This window comes from Streptomyces sp. NPDC111656, assembly GCF_055656965.1.
Map to the genome: position 1 here is coordinate 173,775 of NZ_JBVKCA010000019.1, position 25,258 is coordinate 199,032.

The 25,258-nt window shown below is 70.7% G+C and carries 17 protein-coding genes and 1 tRNA gene; 7 read left to right on the forward strand and 11 right to left on the reverse strand.

Going from position 1 to position 25,258, the window contains the following annotated elements; all coding sequences use genetic code 11:
• Nucleotides 1-50: 50 nt before the first annotated feature.
• The 5 genes from ACZ7M3_RS40950 to ACZ7M3_RS40970 all read right to left on the reverse strand — a co-directional run bounded on the left by ACZ7M3_RS40950 (nucleotide 51) and on the right by ACZ7M3_RS40970 (nucleotide 4,461).
• The gene (locus ACZ7M3_RS40950) at nucleotides 51-641 is read right to left on the reverse strand and encodes a 50S ribosomal protein L25/general stress protein Ctc (protein WP_472070484.1); all 591 of its coding nucleotides are present in this window, start codon (nucleotides 639-641) and stop codon (nucleotides 51-53) included.
• A gap of 172 nt (nucleotides 642-813) precedes the next feature.
• Entirely contained in the window at nucleotides 814-1,788 is a 975-nt protein-coding gene (locus tag ACZ7M3_RS40955) for a ribose-phosphate diphosphokinase (protein ID WP_095854208.1), read from the reverse strand.
• Between the two features lie 149 nt (nucleotides 1,789-1,937).
• Nucleotides 1,938-3,386, reverse strand: a complete 1,449-nt coding sequence (glmU, locus tag ACZ7M3_RS40960; RefSeq protein ID WP_472070486.1) for a bifunctional UDP-N-acetylglucosamine diphosphorylase/glucosamine-1-phosphate N-acetyltransferase GlmU — start codon at nucleotides 3,384-3,386, stop codon at nucleotides 1,938-1,940.
• Between the two features lie 117 nt (nucleotides 3,387-3,503).
• Nucleotides 3,504-3,574, reverse strand: a tRNA-Gln gene (locus ACZ7M3_RS40965).
• Nucleotides 3,575-3,585: 11 nt separating this feature from the next.
• Entirely contained in the window at nucleotides 3,586-4,461 is an 876-nt protein-coding gene (locus ACZ7M3_RS40970) for a hypothetical protein (protein WP_472070488.1), read from the reverse strand.
• A gap of 167 nt (nucleotides 4,462-4,628) precedes the next feature.
• Between ACZ7M3_RS40970 and ACZ7M3_RS40975 the strand changes: the two genes are divergently transcribed.
• A complete protein-coding gene (locus ACZ7M3_RS40975; protein WP_472070490.1) occupies nucleotides 4,629-5,936 on the forward strand; it encodes a sensor histidine kinase in 1,308 nt (435 codons plus the stop codon).
• Nucleotides 5,937-6,149: 213 nt separating this feature from the next.
• Here the strand turns inward: ACZ7M3_RS40975 and ACZ7M3_RS40980 are convergent, their stop codons facing one another.
• Both ACZ7M3_RS40980 and ACZ7M3_RS40985 read right to left on the reverse strand, forming a co-directional pair.
• Nucleotides 6,150-6,683: an SUKH-3 domain-containing protein gene (locus ACZ7M3_RS40980; RefSeq protein WP_472070492.1), complete on the reverse strand. Its 534-nt coding sequence runs from the start codon at nucleotides 6,681-6,683 to the stop codon at nucleotides 6,150-6,152.
• 82 nt (nucleotides 6,684-6,765) lie between these two features.
• Nucleotides 6,766-7,275, reverse strand: a complete 510-nt coding sequence (locus tag ACZ7M3_RS40985) for a YwqJ-related putative deaminase (RefSeq protein WP_095854213.1) — start codon at nucleotides 7,273-7,275, stop codon at nucleotides 6,766-6,768.
• Nucleotides 7,276-7,503: 228 nt separating this feature from the next.
• Here ACZ7M3_RS40985 and ACZ7M3_RS40990 point away from each other — a divergent pair, with 228 nt between their 5' ends.
• The 3 genes from ACZ7M3_RS40990 (at nucleotide 7,504) to ACZ7M3_RS41000 (ending at nucleotide 12,269) form a co-directional block, all read left to right on the forward strand.
• A complete protein-coding gene (locus ACZ7M3_RS40990; protein WP_450482476.1) occupies nucleotides 7,504-8,490 on the forward strand; it encodes an SMI1/KNR4 family protein in 987 nt (328 codons plus the stop codon).
• 7 nt (nucleotides 8,491-8,497) lie between these two features.
• On the forward strand, nucleotides 8,498-11,194 hold the full coding sequence (locus tag ACZ7M3_RS40995; protein WP_472070494.1) for an SUKH-4 family immunity protein: 2,697 nt from the start codon (nucleotides 8,498-8,500) through the stop codon (nucleotides 11,192-11,194).
• Between the two features lie 187 nt (nucleotides 11,195-11,381).
• Nucleotides 11,382-12,269 (forward strand): cellulose-binding protein, encoded by an 888-nt coding sequence (locus tag ACZ7M3_RS41000; RefSeq protein ID WP_472070496.1) that lies wholly within the window; start codon nucleotides 11,382-11,384, stop codon nucleotides 12,267-12,269.
• A 9-nt stretch (nucleotides 12,270-12,278) separates the two neighbouring features.
• Here ACZ7M3_RS41000 and ACZ7M3_RS41005 read toward each other — a convergent pair whose 3' ends face one another.
• From ACZ7M3_RS41005 to ACZ7M3_RS41015, 3 genes are all read right to left on the reverse strand, one after another.
• Nucleotides 12,279-13,889 carry a sodium/solute symporter gene (locus ACZ7M3_RS41005; protein ID WP_472070524.1) on the reverse strand — a complete coding sequence of 537 codons (1,611 nt, stop codon included), beginning with the start codon at nucleotides 13,887-13,889 and terminating at the stop codon, nucleotides 12,279-12,281.
• 32 nt (nucleotides 13,890-13,921) lie between these two features.
• Nucleotides 13,922-14,419: a DUF485 domain-containing protein gene (locus tag ACZ7M3_RS41010; protein ID WP_472070498.1), complete on the reverse strand. Its 498-nt coding sequence runs from the start codon at nucleotides 14,417-14,419 to the stop codon at nucleotides 13,922-13,924.
• 197 nt (nucleotides 14,420-14,616) lie between these two features.
• Nucleotides 14,617-16,110 carry an MFS transporter gene (locus ACZ7M3_RS41015; RefSeq protein WP_472070526.1) on the reverse strand — a complete coding sequence of 498 codons (1,494 nt, stop codon included), beginning with the start codon at nucleotides 16,108-16,110 and terminating at the stop codon, nucleotides 14,617-14,619.
• A gap of 410 nt (nucleotides 16,111-16,520) precedes the next feature.
• Here ACZ7M3_RS41015 and ACZ7M3_RS41020 point away from each other — a divergent pair, with 410 nt between their 5' ends.
• Nucleotides 16,521-17,309 carry an ABC transporter ATP-binding protein gene (locus tag ACZ7M3_RS41020; RefSeq protein ID WP_351300865.1) on the forward strand — a complete coding sequence of 263 codons (789 nt, stop codon included), beginning with the start codon at nucleotides 16,521-16,523 and terminating at the stop codon, nucleotides 17,307-17,309.
• Nucleotides 17,306-19,873: an ABC transporter permease gene (locus ACZ7M3_RS41025; protein WP_472070500.1), complete on the forward strand. Its 2,568-nt coding sequence runs from the start codon at nucleotides 17,306-17,308 to the stop codon at nucleotides 19,871-19,873. Before ACZ7M3_RS41020 ends, ACZ7M3_RS41025 begins: the two co-directional genes overlap by 4 nt.
• Nucleotides 19,874-19,982: 109 nt before the next feature.
• Here the strand turns inward: ACZ7M3_RS41025 and ACZ7M3_RS41030 are convergent, their stop codons facing one another.
• The gene (locus ACZ7M3_RS41030; RefSeq protein ID WP_472070502.1) at nucleotides 19,983-21,440 is read right to left on the reverse strand and encodes a DUF2079 domain-containing protein; all 1,458 of its coding nucleotides are present in this window, start codon (nucleotides 21,438-21,440) and stop codon (nucleotides 19,983-19,985) included.
• Between the two features lie 271 nt (nucleotides 21,441-21,711).
• Here ACZ7M3_RS41030 and mfd point away from each other — a divergent pair, with 271 nt between their 5' ends.
• Entirely contained in the window at nucleotides 21,712-25,242 is a 3,531-nt protein-coding gene (gene mfd, locus ACZ7M3_RS41035; RefSeq protein ID WP_472070504.1) for a transcription-repair coupling factor, read from the forward strand.
• The last annotated feature ends 16 nt before the right edge of the window (nucleotides 25,243-25,258 follow it).

Here is a 25,258-nt window from a genome sequence, read left to right on the forward strand (position 1 = left end):
GAGGGGAGCGGCGGCTGACACAGATGAAGATTCCGGGGGAATCAGGCCGATCAGGCTTCGGCGGCCTCGGTGCCCGTGGCCTCGCCCTCGGTCGGCTCCTCGGCCTGGGCGGACAGGACCTGCAGGACGACCGCGTCCTCGTCGATCGCCAGCGTGGTGCCCTTGGGCAGCGGGATGTCCTTGGCGAGGATGGAGGCACCGGCCTCCAGGCCCGCGATGGAGACGGTGACCGACTCCGGGATGTGGGTGGCCTCGGCCTCGACCGTGAGGGTGTTCAGCACGTGCTCGAGCAGGAAGCTGCCCGGGGCGAGCTCGCCCTCGGTCTGCACGAAGACCTCGACGGTGACCTTCTCGCCGCGCTTCACGAGGAGCAGGTCGACGTGCTCGAGGAAGCCCTTGATGGCGTCGCGCTGGACGGCCTTCGGGATCGCGAGCTCGGTCTTGCCCTCGATGTCCAGGGTGAGCAGAACGTTCGGGGTGCGCAGGGCGAGCTGCAGCTCGTGGCCCGGCAGCGTGATGTGGACCGGCTCGGTGCCGTGGCCGTAGACCACGGCGGGAACCTTGCTGTCACGGCGGATGCGGCGGGCGGCGCCCTTGCCGAACTCGGTACGGGTCTCGGCGGCGAGCTTGACCTCGGACATGTGCACTCCTCGTAGAAATCTGGGGAAACCAGGGAAGGCGGTCACCCGGCCAAACCATCGGCCTGCTACGAAGAGCGCGTCGATAACGGACCGCCGCACAAAAAAGTGCGGCCTCCCTCGCCGAGCAACTTGAGCAGTCTACTCGGCAGGGAGGCCACACCCAAAAGGATCTCTACTGCTCCTCGAACAGGCTCGTCACCGAGCCGTCCTCGAAGACCTCACGGACCGCGTTGGCGATCGTCGGCGCGATCGACAGGACCGTGATCTTGTCGAGCTCCAGCTCGCCCGGGGTCGGCAGAGTGTCCGTGAAGACGAACTCGCTGACCTTGGAGTTCTTCAGACGGTCGGCCGCCGGGCCGGAGAGCACACCGTGCGTGGCCGTGACGATGACGTCCTCCGCGCCGTGCGCGAAGAGGGCGTCGGCGGCGGCGCAGATCGTGCCACCGGTGTCGATCATGTCGTCGACGAGGACACAGACGCGGCCCTTCACGTCACCGACCACCTCGTGGACGGTGACCTGGTTGGCGACGTCCTTGTCACGGCGCTTGTGCACGATCGCCAGCGGGGCGTCCAGGCGGTCGCACCAGCGGTCGGCGACGCGCACCCGGCCGGCGTCCGGGGAGACGACGGTGAGCTTCGACTTGTCGACCTTCGCCCCCACGTAGTCCGCCAGGATCGGCAGCGCGAAGAGGTGGTCGACCGGGCCGTCGAAGAAGCCCTGGATCTGGTCGGTGTGCAGGTCGACCGTGAGGATCCGGTCGGCACCCGCCGTCTTCATCAGATCGGCGATCAGACGCGCCGAGATCGGTTCACGTCCACGGTGCTTCTTGTCCTGCCGCGCGTAACCGTAGAAGGGCACGATGACGGTGATGCTCCGCGCGGAGGCCCGCTTCAGAGCGTCGATCATGATCAACTGCTCCATGATCCACTTGTTGATGGGAGCCGTGTGGCTCTGCATCAGGAAGCAGTCGGCGCCGCGCGCGGACTCCTGGTAGCGGACGTAGATCTCACCGTTGGCGAAGTCGAAGGCCTTCGTCGGGACAACCCCGACACCCAGCTTATGGGCGACCTCCTCGGCAAGCTCGGGGTGGGCGCGGCCGGAGAAGAACATCATCTTCTTCTCGCCGGTCGTCTTGAACCCGGTCACAGCACTGTCTCCTCAGAGGTGTCTCAGCTGGGGCATGAGGAGTCTTCTCAACCGGAGTGCGAGAAGCCTTCTCAGCTGGGGGTACGGGTGCGCATTTATGCGGGTGTGCACTTATCACGGTACGCCGTGTCAGACGCACCTGTTTCCGGTCAGGCTTCGCTCTCCGGCTCCCGGGACGCCGCCTCGGCCGCCTTCGCGGCCGCGCTTCCGGGACGCTTGCGGGCCACCCAACCCTCGATATTCCGCTGCTGGCCACGGGCCACGGCCAGCGAACCGGGGGGTACGTCCTTGGTGATCACGGAGCCCGCCGCGGTGTACGCGCCGTCCCCGACCGTGACAGGAGCCACAAACATGTTGTCCGAACCGGTACGGCAGTGGGAGCCCACGGTGGTGTGGTGCTTCTCCTGCCCGTCGTAGTTCACGAAGACGCTCGCCGCACCGATGTTCGAGTACTCGCCGATCGTCGCGTCGCCCACGTAGGACAGGTGCGGGATCTTGGTGCCCTCGCCGATCGTGGCGTTCTTCGTCTCCACATACGTGCCGATCTTGGCCTTCAGACCGAGGCGCGTGCCCGGACGGAGGTACGCGAACGGGCCCACGCTCGCCTGCGGCCCGACCTCGGCCCTGTCGGCGACGGTGTTGTCGACGCGGGCCCCCGCGCCCACCGTGGTGTCCTTGAGGCGGGAGTTGGGTCCGACCTCGGCGCCCTCGGCGAGGTGCGTGGCGCCCTGGAGCTGGGTGCCCGGGTGGACGATCGCGTCCTGTTCGAAGGTGACCGTCACGTCGATCCAGGTCGAGGCGGGGTCGACGACGGTCACTCCGGCGAGCATGGCCTCGGTGAGCAGCCGGTCGTTGAGGATGCGGCGGGCCTCGGCGAGCTGGACGCGGTTGTTGATACCGGCGATCTCTCGATGGTCGCCGGCGACGGCCGCCCCGACCCGGTGCCCGGCCTCGCGCAGGATCCCGAGGACGTCGGTCAGGTACTCCTCGCCCTGGCTGTTGTCCGTCCGCACCTTCCCGAGCGCGTCCGCGAGGAGCTGCCCGTCGAAGGCGAAGACCCCGGAGTTGATCTCACGGATCGCGCGCTGCGACTCGTTCGCGTCCTTGTGCTCGACGATCGCGGTGACCGCGCCGCTGGCGTCGTCCCGCACGATGCGGCCGTAGCCGGTGGCGTCGGGGACCTCGGCGGTGAGCACCGTGACGGCGTTGCCGTCGGAGGTGTGGGTGGCGGCGAGCTGCCGCAGGGTCTCGCCGCTGAGCAGCGGGGTGTCGCCGCAGACCACGACGACCGTGCCGTCGACGCCGCCGCCCAGCTCCTCCAGGCCCATTCGGACGGCGTGGCCGGTGCCGTTCTGTTCGGCCTGTACGGCCGTCCGTACGCCGGGGTCGATCTCGGCGAGGTGCGCGGTGACCTTCTCGCGGGCGTGACCCACCACGACGACCAGGTTCTCGGGCTCCAAGGCGCGTGCGGCCGCGAGCACATGGCCGACCAGGGAGCGGCCGCACAGTTCGTGCAGGACCTTGGGTGTGGCCGACTTCATACGGGTGCCCTCACCCGCTGCGAGAACGACGACGGCTGCCGGAGGAATGACGCTCACGGATATGCCCTTCGGCTTCGGATGGCTGGGGTGTGGACATCCGCAGGATACCGGGGCGTATCAGCAGTGACATGAGAGCGGGCCCTGACGGAGCTGTCAGGGCCCGCTCGATGGGGGCTCCCGGGGAAGGAATCGAACCCTCATTCAAGAGACCAAAACTCTTTGTCCTGCCATTAGACGACCCGGGATAGTTCGCGCGCTATGTCCGATTCGGCTCATCGGCTTCGCGTGCGGACAACACTATGCCGTACCACCAGCCCTCGATGCGACGGTATAGGTCGGCGCTTTGGAGGACGCGAACTACGAGGCAACCCCGGTAGTCCTGGCCAACGTTCCGCCGGTTGGTTTTCGGGCTGTGCTTCTTGAGGCTGGTCTTGCCGAATGCTGCGGCGTTGCCGCCAACAAGCTCTGTCCAGAAGCGCTCGGCGCCTTCTACGTCTCCCGACTCGTGGATGTGGACGTGGAACCGCAGGCGATCGGCGCTCACGCCCAGCAGTCGCAGCCAGGCCAGATAGACCTCGATCATGTGGGGATCGCTGTTGATGAAGGTGACCCGCTCTTGAGGGAGGTGCGGCTTGCTCTTGGAGCCCTCCGCCCAGTACAGGCCGACGCCGAGCAGGAAGAGCTCGCGGTCGGACATCGCGCCGATGCTGGTCGTGGCTGCTTGCTTTGTTTGCCGACGTTCCTCTTCACGCAATCGCATCGTGACTTCCCAGCCGCGCTTGGCGATGGCTGAAGCCTCCTCCCGGGTCCGCTTCTTCCTCTCCGGCGTCGGCAGATCCCGTACCCAAAGCGAGATCGAACTCTTCGAGCAGCCCAGCTCCACCTGGATCTGGTCGTAGGTCCAGCCCTGGAGCCGTAGCTCGCGGGCCTTGGTGCGGAGGTCGTCCTTCGCGTTCGGGCGTTTGGTCCACTCCGGAGGCGGCTCGCCCTCCAGGAGGCGGTTGAGGATGTCGTTGTTGTCGACGTGCAGCCGGTCGCGGATCTGGCGGCGGCTCAGTCCCGCCCGGCGCAGCGTGATCGCTCGTTCGCGCAAGGTCTCGAAATCCGCGTACTTGTTCTGTGAATGTGCCATGGGCATACCGTCCGGGCGGAATGCGATCTTCCGGGGGCGAACGGTGAGTGAATCAGCAGTTCGAGGGATATTGGTGGGTTTCGCTTCTGTTCGATTGCGGGGTGTGGTGTAGGCCAGGAGGTGAAAGTCACCGGAAATGGGGCGGGGTGCGAACGTAGGCTGGAGGCATGACCACGACGGGGGAAGAGCACACCGCGGCCGGTAGCGGGCCGTGGTGGTGGGTCAGATGGCGTAGTGCCGTGTTGGACGCGAGCCTGGCGTCGGCGTCGGCGGTGGAGTGTGCGATCGAGGGGATTCCGTTCGCGCGCGACGCGGGCCTGCCGGTTGCGGTGGGCGTGGGGTTCGGGCTGGTCGCCGGCTCCGTGCTGCTGTTGCGCCGGCGCTGGCCGATCGCGGTCGTGCTGGTGTCGATCGCCATCACGCCCGCCCAGATGGGGTTCCTGATGGGACTCGTCGGGTTGTACACGCTCGCCGCGTCCGAGCTGCCGCGCCGGATCATCGGGGCGCTCGCGGGGATGTCCTTCGCGGGGATGCTGATCGTCACGTTCGTGCGGGCGCACCAGGGCATGGTGCGCGGGGACGTGACGATGGGGGACTGGTTCGTTCCGTTCGTCTCCATCACGACCGCGATCGGGATGACCGCGCCGCCCGTCCTGCTCGGGCTGTACGTGGGGGCGCGGCGGCGGCTGATGGAGAGCCTGCGGGAGCGGGCGGACTCGTTGGAGCGGGAGTTGCAGCTGCTCGCCGAGCGGGCCGAGGAGCGGGCGGAGTGGGCGCGCAACGAGGAGCGGACGCGGATCGCGCGGGAGATGCACGACGTGGTGGCGCACCGGGTGTCGTTGATGGTGGTGCACGCGGCGGCGCTGCAGGCCGTGGCACGGAAGGATCCCGAGAAGGCCGTGAAGAACGCCGCGCTGGTGGGGGACATGGGGCGGCAGGCGTTGACGGAGTTGCGCGAGATGTTGGGTGTGCTGCGTACGGGGGACGGGTTGTCGTCCGTGCGGGTGCGGGCGGTGCCGTTGGCGGCCGTGGGGGTGGCGGCCGCGGCGGCGGCTTCGCGGGCGGTCGATGACGGGGCCGAGGGGCCGAGTCTTGCCGAGCTGGACGAGTTGGTCGGGCAGTCGGCGGCTGCGGGGATGGTGGTGGATCTCTCGGTGGAGGGTGACACCCGGGGGTATGCGGCGGAGATCGAGCAGACGGCGTACCGGGTGGTTCAGGAGGCTCTGACCAACGTGCACAAGCATGCGGCGGGGGCGAAGACGCATGTTCGGCTCGCTCATCGGGGCGCGGAGATCGCGATGCAGGTCGAGAACGAGTGTCCGCCGGAGCCGGGGTCGGCGTCGGCCATGCATCTGCCCAGTGGTGGTAACGGCCTGGTGGGTATGAAGGAGCGGGTTGCCGCGCTGGGGGGAGTGTTCGTGTCCGGGCCGACGGATTCGGGTGGGTTCCGGGTGTCGGCGGTGATCCCGGCGTAGGCCCTTCGGGGGGCGCGGTTGTCGGCTGCGGGTGGGTGGGGGTTGAGCGCGCAGTTCCCCGCGCCCCTGGGGGCGGGGCTGCGCCCCGGGCCCCCGCATCGGGCTGGTCGGCGTCGTCCTCAAACGCCGGACGGGCTGGAGGCTTTTAGGGGCGCGGGGAACTGCGCGCCCAGCCCCCACCGGCCCGCGGTGGAAGAACCCTCCCGGGGGCCGTCAGCCCGCGGTCAGGCGGACCGGGGCGATGCCGGACAGGAGGGTGGTGAGGGCGGTGTCGATCTCGGGGCCCAGGTACCAGTCGCCGGTGTGGTCGAGTGCGTAGACGCGGCCCTCGGAGTCGATGGCGAGCAGGGCTCGGGAGTCGGACTCCTCGCCGAGGGGGCAGACCTCGGTGTCCAGGGCGCGGCCGAGGTCGCCGAGGGTGCGGGCCATGTGGAGGCCGTGCAGGGGGTCGAAGTGGAGCGCGGTCGGCGCCAGCTGGCGGCCGGGCCCGGAGGGCTTCACGTGCAGTCCGCCGAATTCCGCCCACGCCTCCACCGCCGCGGGGAACACGGCGTGCCGGTGTCCCGCGGACGACTCGTGGCCCCGCAGCGCGTCGGCCCAGTACTCGGCCTGCTTTATGTCCCAGCGCCCGGGCTGCCACCCGGCGGAGCGCAGCGCGGCGTCCACGGGTACGGAGAAACGTGATGAGGGTCCCCCCTGCTCGAGCGGGGCCGAGAGCTTGGGGGAGGAGGAGTGGTCGGCGTGCATCTGCCCTTCGTTCGTCGAGGGTCGGGACATCGGCGCGCTGGCGGGGGCGCCGTCGTACGTACGGGTGCGGGGATGGGGGAGTTCAGGAGTCGCCGGTCGTCGCCGTCGGGTCGACGACGCGGACGCCGAAGTGGTCGCTGAGCGCCGTGCAGGCGCGGCAGGGCGCGGCGAAGCTGCCGTGCAACGGGTCGCCGTCCTCGCGGATCCGGCGTGCGGTGAGTTTGGCCTGTTTGAGGGCTTTGCGTGCCTCGCCGTTGGTCATCGGCTTGCGGGCGGCGCGTTTGCTGCGGGTGGCGTCGACGGTGGCGATGTGCCGGGAGATGAGGATCGCCTCGGCGCAGCGGCCGGTGTAGCGGTCGCGTTGCGCGCTGGTGAGGGTGTCGAGGAAGTCCTGGACCAGCGGGTGAAGGGCGGGCGGCTGGTCGCCGCGGGCGGCGGTGCCGGTGAGGGTGGCGCCGCGTACGGAGAGGGCGGCGGCGACGGTGGGAAGTATGCCGTCGCGGCGGTGCAGGAGGGTGGGTGCGTGGGCTGCCTCGGCACTGCTCCAGCCGACGCGCGGGTCCCCGGACGTGCCCGTATGTGTCGCGTTCATGATCGTTCTTCCCTCCCGTGCATCCCCCGATGCGGCTACAGACTGCCAAATGGCGTGGCGGGTGCGGTAGCTGGGGCGCGCGACACGCCCGGGCTTCGTCATACCGTCACGGCGGGGTGACGGCAGGTCACGGAACCGGAGGCCCGGTGACCGGTGTCTTCCAACCGCATAGGCTGTCGATATCCGCGATCCAAACAGCTATTGAGAACGCCGCAGGGGGCAACCGCCATGACGACAGGTCGGCTCGGGCAGCAAGCCGCGCCGCCGAACGCGGCCTACGCCGGGCAGGTCGTGCATTTCCCGGATCCGGTCCGGGCCGCTCGCCACCCCAGGGGTGTACGGGTCGACGCGCACGGCTACCCCGACTTCTCACCGTACGCGCGTGCCGCCGCCGAGATCGCCGAACCCCCGGAGGGTTTCGGCGTGGACGAACTGCGGTTGACGGACTACGTGTCGGCGAACGCCGCGCTCGCCACCGCGGGGCACGACCTGTGGGACACGATTCCGCCCGTGGCCACTCCGCATGGCTGGACCTGGCACCACGTGCGGGGCACGCGGCGCCTGGAGCTCGTCCCCGTGGAGGTCAAGGCGCTGTTGCGGCATCACGGCGGTATCGCGACGGCGGCCGTCGATCACGACAAGCGGGGGACGCGTCCGTTGCAGGACACGCGGCCCGCGCACTTCGGGCTGCCGAAGTCGTCGGTCGCGGTGAGCGAGCAGCAGGTACTCGGGGTCGAGGAGGATCTCGGCTATCGGCTGCCGGGTGCCTACCGGTCCTTCCTGAAGGCCGCGGGCGGGTGCGCGCCGGTCGGTGCCGCGCTCGACGCGGAGCTGGGTCTGCTGGTGGACCAGCCGTTCTTCACGGTGCGCGAGGAAGCCGCCGTGAACGATCTCGTCTACATCAACAAGTGCCTGCGCGACCATCTGACCAAGGACTATCTGTGCGTCGGATTCGTGCAGGGTGGCCTGCTCGCCGTCAAGGTGAAGGGTGACGCGATCGGGTCGGTCTGGTTCTGCGCGTACGACGATGCCCGCGACCAGGACGCCTGGCCGCCGGCCGAGCGCGTGCAGCGGCTGCTGCTGCCCTGCGGCGCCGACTTCGACCAGTTCCTGTCCCGACTCGCGGGCAATCCACCGGAGTTGGAGACGGTGGCGAACCTGATGGTGGACGGTGGCTTCGCGCGCGCCGTTCCCGTCTCTTCCCTGGGGGAGTGAACGTCCGATGGTGACCTTCGCGCAGGCGCAGGAGCGCGCGGAAGAGTGGATCAACGGCGAGGTGCCCGGGTACCAGCACCGTGAGGTGCGGGTGCGGGAGTTCGAACTCGGGTTCGTGGTGTGGGCCGAGGACCGTGTCGACGGTCCGCGTTCCGACGGGGGCGCGCAGCGGCTCGTCATCGCGCGGGACAGCGGGGAGGCGACGCTCTGGCCCGGGCTGCCGGTCGGTGAGGTGATCCGCCGGTACGAGGAGGAGTACGGGGTGCCGCAGGCGTCCCCGGAAGTGGCCCCGGCGCCTCCGGCCCGGGTCGATCTGAACCAGACGTCGTTCTTGCTGAGCCCTCCGGAGTGGTTGCAGGAGGCGGCGGACAAGCTGGGCATTCCGGATCGGCGGGCGGGTGCGACGGCCGGCGGTGCCAACGGGGCGGGTACCGGGGCCGGCCTCGGTGCGGGTTCCGGTGCGGGTTCCCACGCGGGTTCCCGTGCCAACGGGGCTTCCGCGGCCGGTGGTTCGACGACGCCTCCTCCCTCCTCTCACCCTTCGCCCTCGTCCCCTTCGGACGCGCCGCCGTGGCCCGCCGCCGCGGCCGGTGACGAGCGGGACGCGGGTCCGCGGGATGCCGTGGGGGCGCCGGGCGTGCCCGCTTCGGCGACTCCGTGGGCGGGGACGGACACCGCCGGGGACGGGGGCGAGGACCGTTCCGTGCCGCTGCCGGCGACGGTGTTCGCGCCGCAGCTGACCGACGCCGACGACAACGCGGGTCCGGGTGCGCCTCCCGGTGTGACCCCGGACGCCAAGACGGCTCTGATGTCCGGCGGCAGTCAACTCCCGCGCACGGCGCAGGCGCCCGCGGTCGACGACCGCACGGCCCCGCCGGCGTACGGCTACCCGCAGACAAGCCCGGGTGCGCCGGGCATGCCGGGCACGCCGCCTCCGGGTGTGCCGGTTCCTGGTGGTCCGCAGGGCACGCCTCCTTCTGGGCCGCCGGCCGCGTACGGCTACCCGCAGGGGCAGGCCCCGGTCGCGCCGCCGCGGCCGCTGCCGCCGAACGCCGGTGACATCGCCGACGCCGCGACCAGCAAGGCGCAGGCGCCGCCGAGGGGCGCGCGGGGTGGTGGCGTGAGCGCGCCGCCTCCGCCGAGCGCCCCGGGCGTACCGGGTGTGCGGCCGGGGAGCGCCCCGCCGCCTCCGCCCCCGGCGCCGTCGTCCGGGCCCGGTGCTCCGGGCACCCCGGCGGGCGGGTACGTACCGACGCAGCTCGTCTCGCAACTCGGCCCGAACGGGCCCGGAGTTCCTGGTGCGCCTGTCGCCCCCGGTGCTCCGCAGCCTCCGGGTGGTACGCCTCCCGGGGGTGTTCATCACGCCGCGACCATGCTGGCGGGTCCGCCCGCGGGCGGACCCGGCGCGCCCCAGCCTCCCGGTGCGCCTGGTGCGCCTGGTGCTCCGCAGCCTCCGGGTGGTACGCCTCCCGGGGGTGTTCATCACGCCGCCACCATGCTCGCCGGTCCTCCGGCCGGTCCTCCGGTCGCCGGTCCCGGCGTACCGCCGCCCCCGCAGGCCCCCGGCATGCCTCCGAGTGCGCCGCAGCCGATGCCGGGACAACCCGTGCCCGGGCAGCCGATGCCGGGACAACCCATGCCCGGGCAGCCGATGCCGGGGCAGCCGATGCCCGGTCAGTCGATGTCCCCGGGGCAGCAGCCTCCCGCGTACGGCTACCCGCAGGCCGGTCAGCCGACCGTCGGGCCGGGGTATCAGGCCGTCCTGCGCTACCGCGCGCAGGACGGTTCCGAGCAGCAGTTGATCCGGCGCTCCGCGCCGGGGACCCCGCACCCGGAGTGGCAGATCCTGCACGAACTGCGCGCGATGAACGTGCCGCCGCAGCAAGTCCTGGAGCTGCACACGGAGTTGGAGTCGTGCGAGCTGCCGGGCGCGTACTGCGCGCGGATGATCCGGGAGAGCTGGCCGCAGGCGCGGATCACCAGCATCGCGCCGTACGGCACGGATCACGCGAGCCGTCAGCAGGGCATGCACCAGCTCCTCGCGCACCAGGGCGAGTTGCACCAGGTGGCGGACGGTCCCGCGCGTCCGGCGCCGGTGCGGGCGCCGATTCCGCCGGTGCAGCCCGCACCGCCCGTTCCGCCGGAGGCGATCGGGCAGGAGCTGGCGGCGGCGTTCGGGCCGGGTCTGTTCCGGTTCGACCAGGCCGCGGTGTCGCGGCAGGGTGTGCCGAACATCGTGGCGCACACGCTGGTGGTGGCCGGACTGCCGGTCGACCTGGGCCCGTTCTTCTGGGCGCAGGCGCAGCCCGGCCGTCCGGTGCCGACGCTCGCCGAGCTGGCGCAGGAGCGTGGGGTGCAGCCGGCCGCGGACGCGGGCTCGTACCTCGTCATGGGCAGTGACTTCGGCAAGGCGATCTGTGTCCAGTACGGCACGGCGAACATCGTGGCCGTGCCGGTGGAGGCGGGCCCGGGCGGTGCCTCGGTGCCGCCGCAGTTCGTGAACACGGGGCTGCCCGAGTTCGCGCGCTGTCTGGCTCTGCTCGGCCGGATGTGGCGGCTGCGGTTCGGGCTCAACCAGGAGCAGGCGGGCCGCTGGACCGTCGACTTCCAGGCGCAGCTCGCCTCGCTCGACCCGGCGGCGCTCGGCTCGCCGGAGAGCTGGTGGTCGGTGCTGCTGGAGCAGATGTGGGACGGCTTGCTGTGATGCGCTGCTGAGTGCCCGTCAGGGAGCCGAAAGGGTTGGACCCGGTCGTATGACCGGGTCCAACCCTTTTTTTACGCGGCTGACCGCTACGAATGTGCGGAGTGTCGCGTTATGAACACTTAAGCCTGATCCACCAAGATATGCGCCAAATCGTGTTGTACGTCGCACAGTGGAGAGGGGACCGGGGATGAGCAGCGCATCGGTGTCGCCGCACGGCTTCGTGGCCGTACGGGGGCGCGGTTACCGTCCCGAGCAGGTCGACGCGTACTTCGCTGCGCTCTCGCGGGTCCGCGACACCGCCTGGGAACGGGCCGCCCGGCTGACCGTCCTGGCCAAGGAGATGGACGCGGAGGTCGGGCGGCTGCGGGAGGTCGTGGCGCGGCTGGCCCCGCAGACGTACGAGACGCTCGGCGAGCGCGCCTGCCGGATTCGCGAGCTCGGTGAGGAGGAGGCCGCGGCGGTGCGCGAGAACGCGCGGAGCGCGGCCCGGCTGGCCGTCGAGGAGGCCGAGGCGGAGGGGCGGCGGATGCGTGAGGCGGCGCAGGCGTACGCCGACGAGGTGCGCGGCGAGGCCGAGGAGCGCGCCCGGCACCGTCTCCTCGCCGCCCGCGCCGAGGCCGACGAGATGCGGATCGCGGCCCGTCGCGCGGTCAAGGAGGGCCGGGGGGAGGCGCTGGCGGCACTGCGCGAGGCGCGGCAGCGCACCGAAGGCTTCCTCGACGAGCAGGAGAAGGAGCGCGCCGAGCGCTGGGAGGAGGCGGAGCGGGCGGCGATGGAGCGGGCGGCCGCGCTCGACGCGCACCACGTGGAGCGGGGGGCGCGCGCCGAGGCCGCGTTGGTCGAGGCCGAGCGTGCCCTGGCCGAGGCGGAGGAATTCGCTCGGCACGGGCAGGAGGATGCGATGGAGCAGGCCGCCGAGGTGCTGGCCGAGGCTCGTGTTCATGAGGAGCGGATCGTTCGGGAGACGGAGCGGGTGCTGCGTGAGCACGGGGAGCGGTGGGACGGCGTACGGGCGCAGATGGATCAGGTGCGTAGGAGTCTCATGACGCTGACGGGGCGGGCACCGGTGGAGTAGCGCCGCCCCTTACGGCGTCCTGCGTACCGCCCCCGCCAGGATCCACCCCTCCACCGCCTCGTACTGCCTGCGCTGTTCCTCCGCCTTGCGGCGCCCGGAGATCACCGTCCCCAGCCACCCGTAGGCGAAGCCCAGGGGAATGGACACGAGGCCGGTGGTGGTGAACGGGAACCAGTTGAAGTCGGCCTCGGGGAAGGCCGAAGCGGGGGAGCCGGAGACCAGGTTGGTGCCGGTCATGAGGATGAGGACGGTCAGGGTTCCGCCGATGAGGGTGCACAGGAGGCCCGTGCGGGTGTAGCGGCGCCAGAAGAGGCCGTAGACCAGCGCGGGCGCTATGGCCGAGGCGCCCAGGCAGAACGACAGCGTGACCAGGGGTTGCAGGCTGCGGTGCTGGACGAGGGTGGCGAGCAGGATCGCCGGTGCGCCGACCGCGAGCGCGGAGACCCGGGCGAGGGTCATCTCGCGGCGCGGGGACAGCTCCCGGATCCGCCCGGCGAACACGTCGTGGGCGAGGGAGTTGGCGCAGGCGAGGATCATCCCGGCGACCGAGGCGAGGAGCGTGAGGAAGATCGCCGTCGTCACGGTCGTGAAGAGGAGGGTCTCGGCCGTCGACACGTCCGGTCCGAACGCGGCCCTGGATCCCAGCAGATACGCCGTGTTGCCCTGCGGGTCGGCGCTCGCGATCACGGACCGTCCGATCAGTGCCGTGGCCCCGAACCCGACGACCGTGATGACCAGCACGAAGACGGCCACGCAGGGTACCGCCCAGGACATCGAGCGGCGGACCTGACGGGCGCTGCCCGCGGTGTACATGCGCATGGTGATGTGCGGCAGGCAGGCACCGCCGAGGACCACGGTCAGCTCCGAACTGATCATGTCGATACGGGGGCTGGGGCCGCCCGCGAACTGCAGGCCGGAGTGCAGGAAGGCGGTCCCGACGCCGCTGTTGCGGGCGGCGGTGTCGAACAGGGCCCCGGGGTCCCAGCCGAAACGCTGCAGGATGAGGGCGGAGACCACGGTGCCGGAGCCGAGCAGCATCACGATCTTCAGGATCTGGATGAGGGCGGTGCCCTTCATGCCGCCGATCGCCGCGTAGCTGATCATCAGTGTGCCGAGGCCGATGATGCAGCCGGTCTTGAGGGAGTCGCTGGAGAAACCGAGGATGAAGGCCAGCAGATCGCCCGCGCCGGCGAGTTGGACCAGCATCAGCGGCAGCAGGGCGACGAGGGTCGCGGCGCACGCCGTGATGCGTACCGCGCGCCCCGGCATCCGTCGTGCGAGCGCGTCGCCCATGGTGAACCGGCCCGCGTTGCGCAGCGGTTCGGCCAGCAGGAACATCAGCAGCATCAGCGACAGGGCGGTGCTCAGGGCGAGGACGACGCCGTCGTACCCGGCGAGAGCGATGACGCCGCCGGTGCCGAGGACGGTCGCGGCGGAGATGTAGTCCCCGGCGATGGCGAGACCGTTGCGCATCGGCGACAGGGAGCCGTAGCCCGTGTAGAACTCGTCGAGGTCGTCGCGGTCCGGTCCGGTCATCACGCACAGCAGCAGCGTGATCGTGGCGACGGCCGTGAACGCCACCAGTGACATGGCCCGTGCGGAACTGCTGAACCCGACCATGCTCGTCAGGGCGGTCACCTCGGACATCCGGCTCATCGGGTCGCCTCCCGCTTCGCGTCCAGCTGGGTCTGTCGGCGGATCCGGTCCGCGATGGGGTCGACGCGCCGGCGCGCGGTGTACTCGTACAGCCCGATCGCCAGGCAGGTCACCGGCACCTGGAGCAGTCCGAGCAGCAGTCCGATCGGCAGTCCGCCGGACACTTCGCCCGTCATCAGCCCCGGCGCGAACGCCGACAGGAGGAGGAAGAGGGTGAAGTAGCCGAGTGCGGTGAGCGTTGCGACCCGCCGTTGCCAGCGGTAGGCGCCGCGCAGGACGCGGAGGTCGCTGTGCCTGCCGAGTGCCTGGTGACGCGGTTGTCGCCTTCTCTCGGGTTCGGGCGGCTGGGGCTGCGGTTGCCAGGGGTAGGTGAGGTGCGAGGGGGGCGTGTGATGGGGGGACGGGTACGGGGACGGGTGCTGCGGCGGGTCATACGGGTCGTACGACGGCTGGTGCCGCCTCTGGTGCTCGGGGGACGAGAACGCGTCTTGCATCCCGTGATCTCCTTGCGTGGCTCGGGCCCGGTGTGGACCGCAGGGAGTTGGGGGGTGGGCGAGGCACGCACGCTACTCGCAAGTAGCCGGTTTACGTGAGGCTTTCACCAAACTGAGCGGTCGGTATGCGCTTACTTCGGTGACCCGGGGCGTTACCCGCGTTTACACCGGGAGTTCATCGACAGTTGGCCCTGTCTTCAGTCCGCGGGATTCTTGATGACCGGAAAGCGCCGCGGTGCCACGAACAGCAGGACCAGGAAGGCGAGTGCTGCGGCGCCCGCCGCGCCCAGGTAGACGGCGTGGACCGCGTCGGCGACCGCGTGGCGCACATGTTCGGCGGGCGCGCCCGAGTCCAGCGCCCGCGTCACCGCGTCCAGGTCCCCGGCGCCGCCGAGCCGTGCGGCCAGCACCCCGTTGGCGATCGCGCCGAACAGGGTCGCGCCGATGGTCTGCCCGGTCTGGCGGCAGAAGAGGACCGACGCCGTCGTCGTGCCGCGTTCCTCCCAGCCGACCGTCGACTGGACGCCGATGATCAGGGGGAGTTGGAAGAGGCCCAGGGCGCCGCCCAGCAGGAACATCAGCAGGGCCGGCTGCCAGGGCTCGCCCGGGTAGGGCAGGAAGGGGAAGGCGAGCAGGATCAGGGCCGCGGTGCCGATGCCGAGCATCGCGGTGTTGCGGAAGCCGATCCGGCCGTAGACGTGCTGGCTGAACGCCGCCGACACCGGCCAGCTCAACGTCCACACGGAGAGCACGAATCCGGCGGCGACGGGCGCGAGGCCGAGGACCGCCTGCGCGTACGTGGGCAGGAACACCGTGGGGGCGACCATGAGCAACCCCAGTGCGCCGAGCGCCAGGTTGACGGCCGCGATCGTGCGGCGCCGCCACACCCACCCGGGGATGATCGGCTCGGCGGCCCGGCGCTCGATCACGACCACGCCGCCGATCAGCGCGAGTCCCGTACCGAACAGGGCGAGCGACGGGGCCGACAGCCAGTGCCAGGCGACCCCGCCCTGCACCAGCGCGGTGAGCAGCACACCGCCGCAGGCGAAGACGGCCAGCGCGCCCGCCCAGTCGATCCGGGGGCGGCGGCCGGAGGACTCCCGTACCGGCTCGTGCAGATGGCGGACGATCAGCCACAGTGCCAGCGCGCCGATCGGCAGGTTGATGAGGAAGATCCAGCGCCAGTCGGCGTACGCGGCGAGCACCCCGCCGAGGGAGGGGCCCGCGATCGCCGAGGTCGCCCACACCGTGGACAGCTTGGCCTGGATCTTGGGGCGCTCCTTGAGCGGGTAGAGGTCCGCGGCGAGCGTCTGCACCGTGCCCTGCAACGCGCCGCCGCCCAGGCCCTGCACGATCCGGAAGGCGATGAGCGCGGCCATGTTCCAGGCGGTGGCGCACAGCAGCGAGCCGAGCAGGAAGACGGCGGCGCCCGCGACGAGGACCGGCTTGCGGCCGAAGGTGTCGGACAGCTTCCCGTACACCGGCAGGGTGACCGTCACCGCGAGCAGATAGCCCGAGAACAGCCAGGAGAAGACGGAGAAGCCGCCGAGGTCGCCGACGATCTGCGGTACGGCCGTGGAGACGATGGTGGAGTCGAGCGCGGCCAGCGCCATGGAGAGCATCAGGGCGGCGACGACGGCACCCCTGCGGCTGCGCGAGGCCGCTGGGTGTTCCGTCGTCGCGGCCCGTATTCCGGTGTCCCCCTGGCCCACTGGAGCGCCTCCCCTGATCGGTTCCCCCTGCAACTATCCGCCGTCCTCCACCCTCTCACTTGACCTTCACGTAGCGGGAGGGTGGACGCTGACTGGGACCGAGGGTGGAGGCAACCCCGAGAGGGACTCCACCGAAGGGTGGACTGCCCCTAGGGGTCTCTCCCCACTAGGGCTCGGGGGGCGTTCGTACCGGCGGAGGACGAGACGGGGCGGGGGCCGTCCTTAACCTGGCTTTATGCCGCTGAGGGCGGTGGACCGGACCCACGGGGGTGGGGTTTTCCCCCGTAGAAGACTGCGCTGGGCACCAGCGCGCCGGACCACCCCTCGCCACCAGACTTACCGACGTAGCGAAGAGCACTTCATCCGCTGACCGACATAGGAGATACACCGTGACATCGGCTGTGACCATTCCCAGGCACGGGGGCACTGGAGGGCGTACGGCCGTTGCCGCACGGGCGCGGCAGGTCGTCAAGGCGTACGGGGCCGGGGAGACCCGGGTCGTCGCCCTGGACCAGGTCGACGTGGACATCGCGCGGGGGCAGTTCACCGCGATCATGGGCCCCTCGGGGTCCGGCAAGTCCACGCTGATGCACTGCCTCGCCGGACTCGACACCGTCACCTCCGGCCAGATCTACCTCGACGAGACCGAGATCACCGGGCTCAAGGACAAGAAGCTCACGCAGCTGCGCCGGGACCGGATCGGGTTCATCTTCCAGGCGTTCAACCTGCTGCCGACGCTGAACGCGATAGAGAACATCACGCTGCCGATGGACATCGCGGGCCGCAAGCCGAACAAGGGCTGGCTCGACCAGGTCGTGGAGACCGTCGGACTCGCCGACCGGCTCAAGCACCGGCCCAGCCAGCTCTCCGGCGGCCAGCAGCAGCGCGTCGCGGTGGCACGGGCACTCGCCGCGCGGCCCGAGATCATCTTCGGGGACGAGCCGACCGGAAACCTCGACTCCCGGGCGGGCGCCGAGGTGCTGGGCTTCCTGCGCCGCTCGGTGGACGAGCTCGGCCAGACCATCGTGATCGTGACGCACGACCCGGTGGCGGCCTCGTACTCGGACCGCGTGCTGTACCTCGCCGACGGCCGGATCGTCGACGAGATGTACCAGCCGACGGCCGATCAGGTCCTCGACCGCATGAAGGACTTCGACGCGCGGGGGCGTACGTCATGACCGTCCTGAAGACCTCGATGCGCAACTTCTTCGCGCACAAGGGACGGATGGCGCTGTCGGCGGTCGCGGTCCTGCTGTCCGTGGCCTTCGTCTGCGGCACGCTGGTGTTCACCGACACCATGAACACGACGTTCGACAAGCTGTTCGCCGCCACCTCCTCCGACGTGACCGTCTCGCCGAAGACGGCCAAGAGCGACAGCACCCCGCAGAACGGCAGGCCCGACTCGCTGTCCGCCTCGGTCCTGGAGCGGGCCAAGAAGGCGGAAGGCGTCAAGTACGCCGAGGGCGCCGTCAGTTCGATGAACGTGACCGTCGTCAACAGCGCCAACAAGAACATGGGGTCGAGCACCGGGGCCCCGACGATCGCCGGCAACTGGACGCGCAACGACCTGCGTTCGATGGAGATCACCTCCGGTCACGCCCCGCGCGGGCCGACCGAGACGATGGTCGACGCCGACACCGCCGACAAGCACCACCTGAAGCTCGGCGACGAACTGCGCACCATCGCCGTCACCGGTGACTTCAAGGCCAGGATCGTCGGCATCGCCACCTTCAAGGTGACCAACCCCGGTGCCGCCGTCGTCTACTTCGACACCGCCACCGCCCAGCGCGAACTGCTCGGCACCACCGGCCGGTTCACCAACATCAACCTCTCCGCCGCCACCGGTGTCACCAACGACACGCTCAAGCAGAACGTCATCTCCTCGATCGGCGCCGGCGCGTACAAGGTGCAGACGCAGAAGGAGTACTCCGACGAGAACCGCTCCGGCGTCGGCTCCTTCATGAACGTCATCAAGTACGCCATGCTCGGCTTCGCCGGGATCGCCTTCCTGGTCGGCATCTTTCTGATCATCAACACCTTCTCCATGCTGGTCGCCCAGCGCACCCGCGAGATCGGCCTGATGCGGGCGATCGGCTCGTCCCGCAAGCAGGTCAACCGGTCCGTCCTGGTCGAGGCGACCCTGCTCGGCATCTTCGGCTCGATCCTCGGCGTCGGCGCGGGCGTCGGCCTCGCGATCGGCCTGATGAAGCTCATGTCGGCGGCGGGCATGGACCTGTCCACCCGCGATCTGACGGTCAAGGCGACGACCCCGGTCATCGGACTCGTGCTCGGTGTCGTGGTCACCGTCCTCGCCGCCTATCTGCCCGCTCGCCGGGCCGGCAAGGTCTCCCCGATGGCCGCGCTGCGCGACGCCGGTACACCGGCGGACGGCAAGGCCGGTCTCGTCCGCGGCATCATCGGCCTGGTCCTCACCGGCGCCGGAACCTTCGCGCTCTTCACGGCGGCCCACGCCGACAAGGCGACCGACGGCTCGCTGGTACTGGGCGCGGGAGTCGTCCTGACCCTGATCGGGTTCGTCATCATCGGCCCGCTGCTCGCGGGCGGTGTCGTCCGGGTCATCAGCGCGGTGCTGCTGCGCTTCTTCGGCCCCGTCGGACGGATGGCGGAGCGCAACGCGCTGCGCAACCCGCGCCGCACCGGAGCCACTGGCGCGGCCCTGATGATCGGCCTCGCCCTCGTCGCCTGCCTGTCGGTCGTCGGCTCGTCCATGGTCGCCTCCGCGACCGACGAACTCGACAAGTCGGTCGGCACCGACTTCATCATCCAGGGCAACCAGCGGATCGTCCCGCAGGCCGCGAAGGCCATCGAGACGACGCCCGGACTGTCCCACGTCACGCACTACCGGGACATCGAGGCCAAGCTCACCACCCCCGACGGATTCACGGACAGCGACGGCGTCACGGCCGCCGACCCCACCTACGCGCAGGACCTGCACCGCAAGACGACGGCCGGTGAACTGACCGCCGCCTACGGCAAGGACTCCATGTCCGTCGGCTCGGAGTTCGCCACCAAGCACCACGTGAGGCTCGGCGACACCCTGACCGTCGCCTTCAAGGGCGGCAGCACGGCGAAGCTCAAGGTCGCCGCGATCACCGACGACGACGTGGTCATCGACCAGGGCGCGCGGTACCTCAGCACCCAGACCATGCGGACGTACCTCCCGGCCAACCGGATCCCGCCGGACCAGATCATGTTCGCCAGCGCCAAGGACGGCCAGGAGAAGCAGGCGTACGCGGCCCTGAAGAAGTCCATGGAGCAGTACCCGCAGTACCAGGTCCGCGACCAGACCGACTACAAGCAGGAGCTCAAGGACCAGATCGGCCAGCTCCTGAACATGGTCTACGGCCTGCTCGCCCTCGCGATCGTCGTCGCCGTCCTCGGCGTGATCAACACCCTCGCCCTGTCGGTGGTGGAGCGGACGCGCGAGATCGGCCTGATGCGCGCCATCGGGATGTCCCGCCGCCAGCTGCGCCGCATGATCCGCCTGGAGTCGGTCGTCATCGCCCTCTTCGGCGCGCTGCTCGGCCTCGGCCTGGGCATGGGCTGGGGTGCCACCGCCCAGAAGCTCCTCGCCCTGGAGGGCCTGAAGGTCCTGGAGATCCCCTGGCCGACCATCATCGGGGTCTTCATCGGCTCGGCGTTCGTGGGCCTGTTCGCCGCCCTGATCCCGGCGTTCCGGGCGGGCCGGATGAACGTACTGAACGCCATCGCCACCGACTAGTCGGCGGCAGCAGCCGCCGCGAAGCCACCGTATACGGGGGTTACGGGGGACGGGCCCGGCCCAGGAGGACATCACCTCCTGGGCCGGGCCCGCGGTCGTACGCGGTGCCTCAGGTCCGCCGCTCCAGGAGTACGTAGCCGTAGGCGGCGCCCACGACGTCGTACGCGGCGCGGGGGTGCAGACGGGCGGCGTACGCCTGGACGTCCTGGATCGCGTGGTCGGAGTCGTCGAGGGCGATGAAGTCCGGGGTGACGCCACCGGTGTCGCCCGTCCAGAAGACCCGGCAGCGCGCGACGAGCCGACTGCTCGGGCCGACGTTCGCCTCGACACTCGACCCGTCCGGGACACGCGCCAGCAGCCGCTCCACGGCACCCACGCGCGCGGGCTTGCGATACGCGGCGGACTCGCCCAGCACGGACAGCGGGAGCGAGGTCGTCAGCGCGAGCGCGGCCGCGACGACGGCCGTGGGCAGGTGCAGCGCGTACGAGCGCAGCCACGGGCGCGGGCTCCAGCGGGACCGGGAGAGCGCGTCGGCGAGGGCGAGGGACAGGACCGGCATCAGGACGGCGCTGTAGTGCCAGTCCGTGCCCCAGTAGTGCGGGTCCGAGGAGAGGAAACGCCAGCCCAGGGTCGGCAGGGCGACCAGGAGGAGCGGGGAGCGCAGCGCCAGCAGACCGGTGGTGGGGATCAGCAGCCAGGCGACGGTGCGGAGTTTGGTGCCCAGGCCGTCGAGGGGATCACCGCCGGCCTTGTTCCAGTAGGCGTAGGTGTCCGCGGTGTTGAAGGCAGGGATCAGCACCGTGAAGGTGAGCAGCGCGGCCAGCACTCCGAGGACGGCGACCCCGAGCGCGCACAGGGCCGTACGCGGGGCGGGCTTCCGGGCCCGCACGGCCACGACCAGGGCGATCGCGGCCAGGGTGAGCCCGAGGTCCTCCTTGACGAGGACCAACGGGAACGCCCACCGCAGGGCCGCGCGCCACCGTCGCTCCAGGACCGCTTCCAGGGCGAAGGCGATCAGCGGGACGGCGAAGCAGATCTCGTGGAAGTCGAAGTCGACGGCGCGCTGGATCCCCCACGACAGCCCGTACGCGAGACCCAGCGCGAGTCCCCGGGAGCGGCCGAGGAGCCGGGCGGCGGCACGGGTGACCGGGACCGCGGACAGGGCCAGCAGCGCGGCCTGGGCGACGAGGAGGGTGACCGGGGTGGGGAAGAGCCGGTACGCGGGCGCGAGGAGGGCCATGACCGGGCTGAAGTGGTCGCCGAGGAGGTTGCTGCCCGGGCCTTTGAGATCGGCGACGGGGGCGCGCAGGTGGGCGTAGGCGCGGACGGCCTGCTCGAAGATGCCGAGGTCCCAGGAACGGGTCGCCAGATGCCGCCAGCGGCAGACCGACAGGGTCGCGTAGGCGGTGAAGAGCAGGACCGCCAGGAGCTGGGGGTCGCGGGAGCGCCGGTCACGGGCGGGGACTGCCGTGACCGGCGGAGGTATGGGGGCGCTGTCGGTTTCTGGGGCGGTGTCGGCGGTGGCGGTGGCGGTGGCGGTGTCGGCGGGGGTCGGGTTCGAGCTCATGCGGCTCCCGGTACGTGATCACGTGTCACGGGGTATACGCCGGGGACGTGGGGTGTGGTTGACGGTTGGGGTGGGCTGTGGCGCGGGTCACTTCCAGTGGGGTGAGGTGGGGCTGTGCCCCGATTCCCCGACAGGCCGTCGAACCGGGGCCGGGGCCGTCCACCTCGTGCGTCTCACAGGGAGCGCGGCGCCGTCGTAGGCTGGACAACCCCGGCCCGTCGAGACGTGTCGGGCGGTTCGCGTTGCCCTCTCTCCGGGATGGAAGCCCTTCATGAGCCTGCACGGTCTGCTCGACGCCGTCGTCAAGGACGCCGCCCTCGCGGAAGCGGTGAAGGCCGCCACCGACGGCAACCGGATGCACATCGACCTGGTCGGCCCGCCCGCCGCCCGCCCCTTCGCGGTGGCGGCCCTGGCCCGCGACGCCGGCCGCCCCGTACTGGCCGTGACGGCGACGGGACGCGAGGCCGAGGACCTGGCCGCGGCGCTCAGGTCCCTCCTCCCGGCCGACACGGTCGCGGAGTACCCGTCGTGGGAGACGCTCCCGCACGAGCGGCTCTCCCCCCGCTCGGACACCGTCGGCCGCCGTCTCGCCGTGCTGCGCCGCCTGGCGCACCCGCGCCCCGACGACCCCGAGACCGGCCCGGTGTCGGTCGTCGTCGCCCCGGTGCGCTCGGTGCTGCAACCGCAGGTCAAGGGCCTGGGAGACCTGGAGCCTGTCGCGCTGCGGACGGGCCGGAGCGCAGATCTGGGCGGGGTCGTCGAGGCGCTCGCCGCGGCCGCGTACTCCCGGGTCGAGCTCGTCGAGAAGCGCGGCGAGTTCGCCGTACGCGGCGGCATCCTGGACGTCTTCCCGCCCACCGAGGAGCACCCCCTGAGGGTGGAGTTCTGGGGCGACGACGTCGAGGAGATCCGTTACTTCAAGGTCGCCGACCAGCGCTCCCTCGAGGTCGCCGAGCACGGACTGTGGGCGCCGCCCTGCCGCGAGCTGCTCCTGACGGACGAGGTGCGGGAGCGGGCGGCCCGGCTCGCCGAGGAACACCCCGAGCTGGGCGAACTGCTCGGCAAGATCGCCGAGGGCATCGCCGTGGAGGGAATGGAGTCACTGGCTCCGGTCCTCGTCGACGACATGGAACTGCTGCTCGACGTCCTGCCCAAGGGCTCGATGGCCGTCGTCTGCGACCCGGAGCGGGTGCGGACGCGGGCCGCGGACCTGGTGGCGACCTCGCAGGAGTTCCTGCAGGCGTCCTGGGCGGCGACGGCCGGGGGCGGCGAGGCGCCCATCGACGTCGGCGCGGCCTCCCTGTGGGCCATCGCGGACGTCCGCGACCGGGCCCGCGAGCTGGACATGATGTGGTGGTCGGTGTCGCCGTTCGCGGCTGACGAGGAACTGGACGCGGACACCCTCAAGCTCGGCATGCACGCCCCCGAGAGCTACCGCGGCGACACGGCCAGGGCACTCGCCGACACCAAGGGCTGGCTCGCGGACGGCTGGCGCACGGTGTACGTCACCGAGGCGCACGGCCCCGCCGCCCGTACCGTCGAGGTCCTCGGCGGCGAGGGCATCGCGGCCCGCCTCGACGCGGAGCTGACCGAGCTGACGCCCGCCGTCGTGCAGGTCGCCTGCGGTTCGATCGACTACGGCTTCATGGACCCGGCGCTCAAGCTCGCCGTCCTCACGGAGACCGACCTCTCCGGCCAGAAGGCGGCCGGCAAGGACGGCGCGCGCATGCCGGCCCGCCGCCGCAAGACCATCGACCCCCTCACGCTCGAAGCGGGCGACTACATCGTGCACGAGCAGCACGGTGTCGGCCGCTACATCGAGATGGTGCAGCGGACCGTCCAGGGCGCGACGCGCGAATACCTGGTGGTGGAGTACGCCCCGGCCAAGCGCGGCCAGCCCGGTGACCGCCTCTACATCCCCACCGACCAGCTGGAACAGATCACCAAGTACGTCGGCGGCGAGGCCCCCACCCTGCACCGCCTGGGCGGCGCCGACTGGACGAAGACCAAGGCGCGCGCCAAGAAGGCGGTCAAGGAGATCGCGGCGGACCTGATCAAGCTGTACAGCGCGCGCATGGCGGCCCCCGGTCACGCCTTCGGTTCCGACACCCCTTGGCAGCGCGAACTCGAGGACGCCTTCCCGTACGCGGAGACCCCCGACCAGCTCACGACCATCGCCGAGGTCAAGGAGGACATGGAGAAGACGGTCCCGATGGACCGCCTGATCTGCGGCGACGTCGGCTACGGCAAGACGGAGATCGCGGTCCGCGCGGCCTTCAAGGCGGTGCAGGACGGCAAGCAGGTCGCGGTCCTTGTGCCGACGACGCTGCTGGTGCAGCAGCACTTCGGGACCTTCTCCGAGCGCTACTCGCAGTTCCCGGTGAACGTCCGCGCCCTGTCCCGCTTCCAGACCGACACCGAGGCCAAGGCGGTCCTGGAGGGGCTGCGCGAAGGCTCGGTGGACCTCGTCATCGGCACCCACCGGCTGTTCTCCGCCGAGACCAAGTTCAAGGACCTGGGCCTGGTCATCGTCGACGAGGAGCAGCGCTTCGGCGTCGAGCACAAGGAGCAGCTGAAGAAGCTGCGCGCCAACGTGGACGTCCTGACGATGTCCGCCACCCCCATTCCCCGTACGCTCGAAATGGCGGTGACGGGCATCCGGGAGATGTCCACGATCACCACCCCGCCGGAGGAGCGGCACCCGGTGCTGACCTTCGTCGGCCCGTACGAGGAGAAGCAGATCGGCGCGGCCGTCCGCCGCGAACTGCTGCGCGAGGGCCAGGTCTTCTACATCCACAACCGGGTCGAGTCGATCGACCGGGCGGCGGCGCGGCTGCGTGAGATCGTCCCCGAGGCGCGTATCGCGACGGCGCACGGCCAGATGGGCGAGCAGGCTCTGGAGCAGGTGGTCGTCGACTTCTGGGAGAAGCGGTTCGACGTGCTCGTGTCGACCACGATCGTCGAATCCGGCATCGACATCTCCAACGCCAACACGCTGATCGTGGAGCGCGGCGACAACTTCGGCCTCTCGCAGCTGCACCAGCTGCGCGGCCGGGTGGGCCGAGGCCGTGAGCGCGGCTACGCCTACTTCCTGTACCCGCCGGAGAAGCCTCTGACGGAGACCGCGCACGAGCGGCTCGCGACCATCGCCCAGCACACGGAGATGGGCGCGGGCATGTACGTGGCGATGAAGGACCTGGAGATCCGCGGCGCGGGCAATCTGCTCGGCGGCGAGCAGTCGGGTCACATCGCGGGCGTCGGCTTCGACCTGTACGTCCGTATGGTCGGCGAGGCGGTCGCGGACTACCGGGCCTCCCTGGAAGGCGGAGTCGAGGAGGAGCCGCCCCTGGAGGTCAAGATCGAGCTGCCGGTCGACGCGCACGTCCCGCACGACTACGCGCCGGGTGAGCGGCTGCGTCTGCAGGCCTACCGTGCCATCGCCTCCGCCAACACGGAGGAGGACGTCAAGGCCGTACGCGAGGAGCTCACCGACCGCTACGGCAAGCTGCCCGAGCCGGTGGAGAACCTGCTGCTCGTCGCGGGCCTGCGGATGCTCGCGCGGGCGTGCGGCGTCGGCGAGGTCGTGCTTCAGGGCAACAACATCCGCTTCGCACCGGCGGAGTTGCGCGAGTCCCAGGAACTCCGCCTCAAGCGGCTCTACCCGGGCACGGTCATCAAGCCGGCCGCCCACCAGCTCCTGGTGCCCCGCCCGAAGACGGCGAAGGTGGGCGGGAAGCCTTTGGTCGGGCGGGAGTTGCTGGGGTGGACCGGGGAGTTCCTGGCGACGATTCTCGGGTCGTAGAGGTCGACGATTGTCG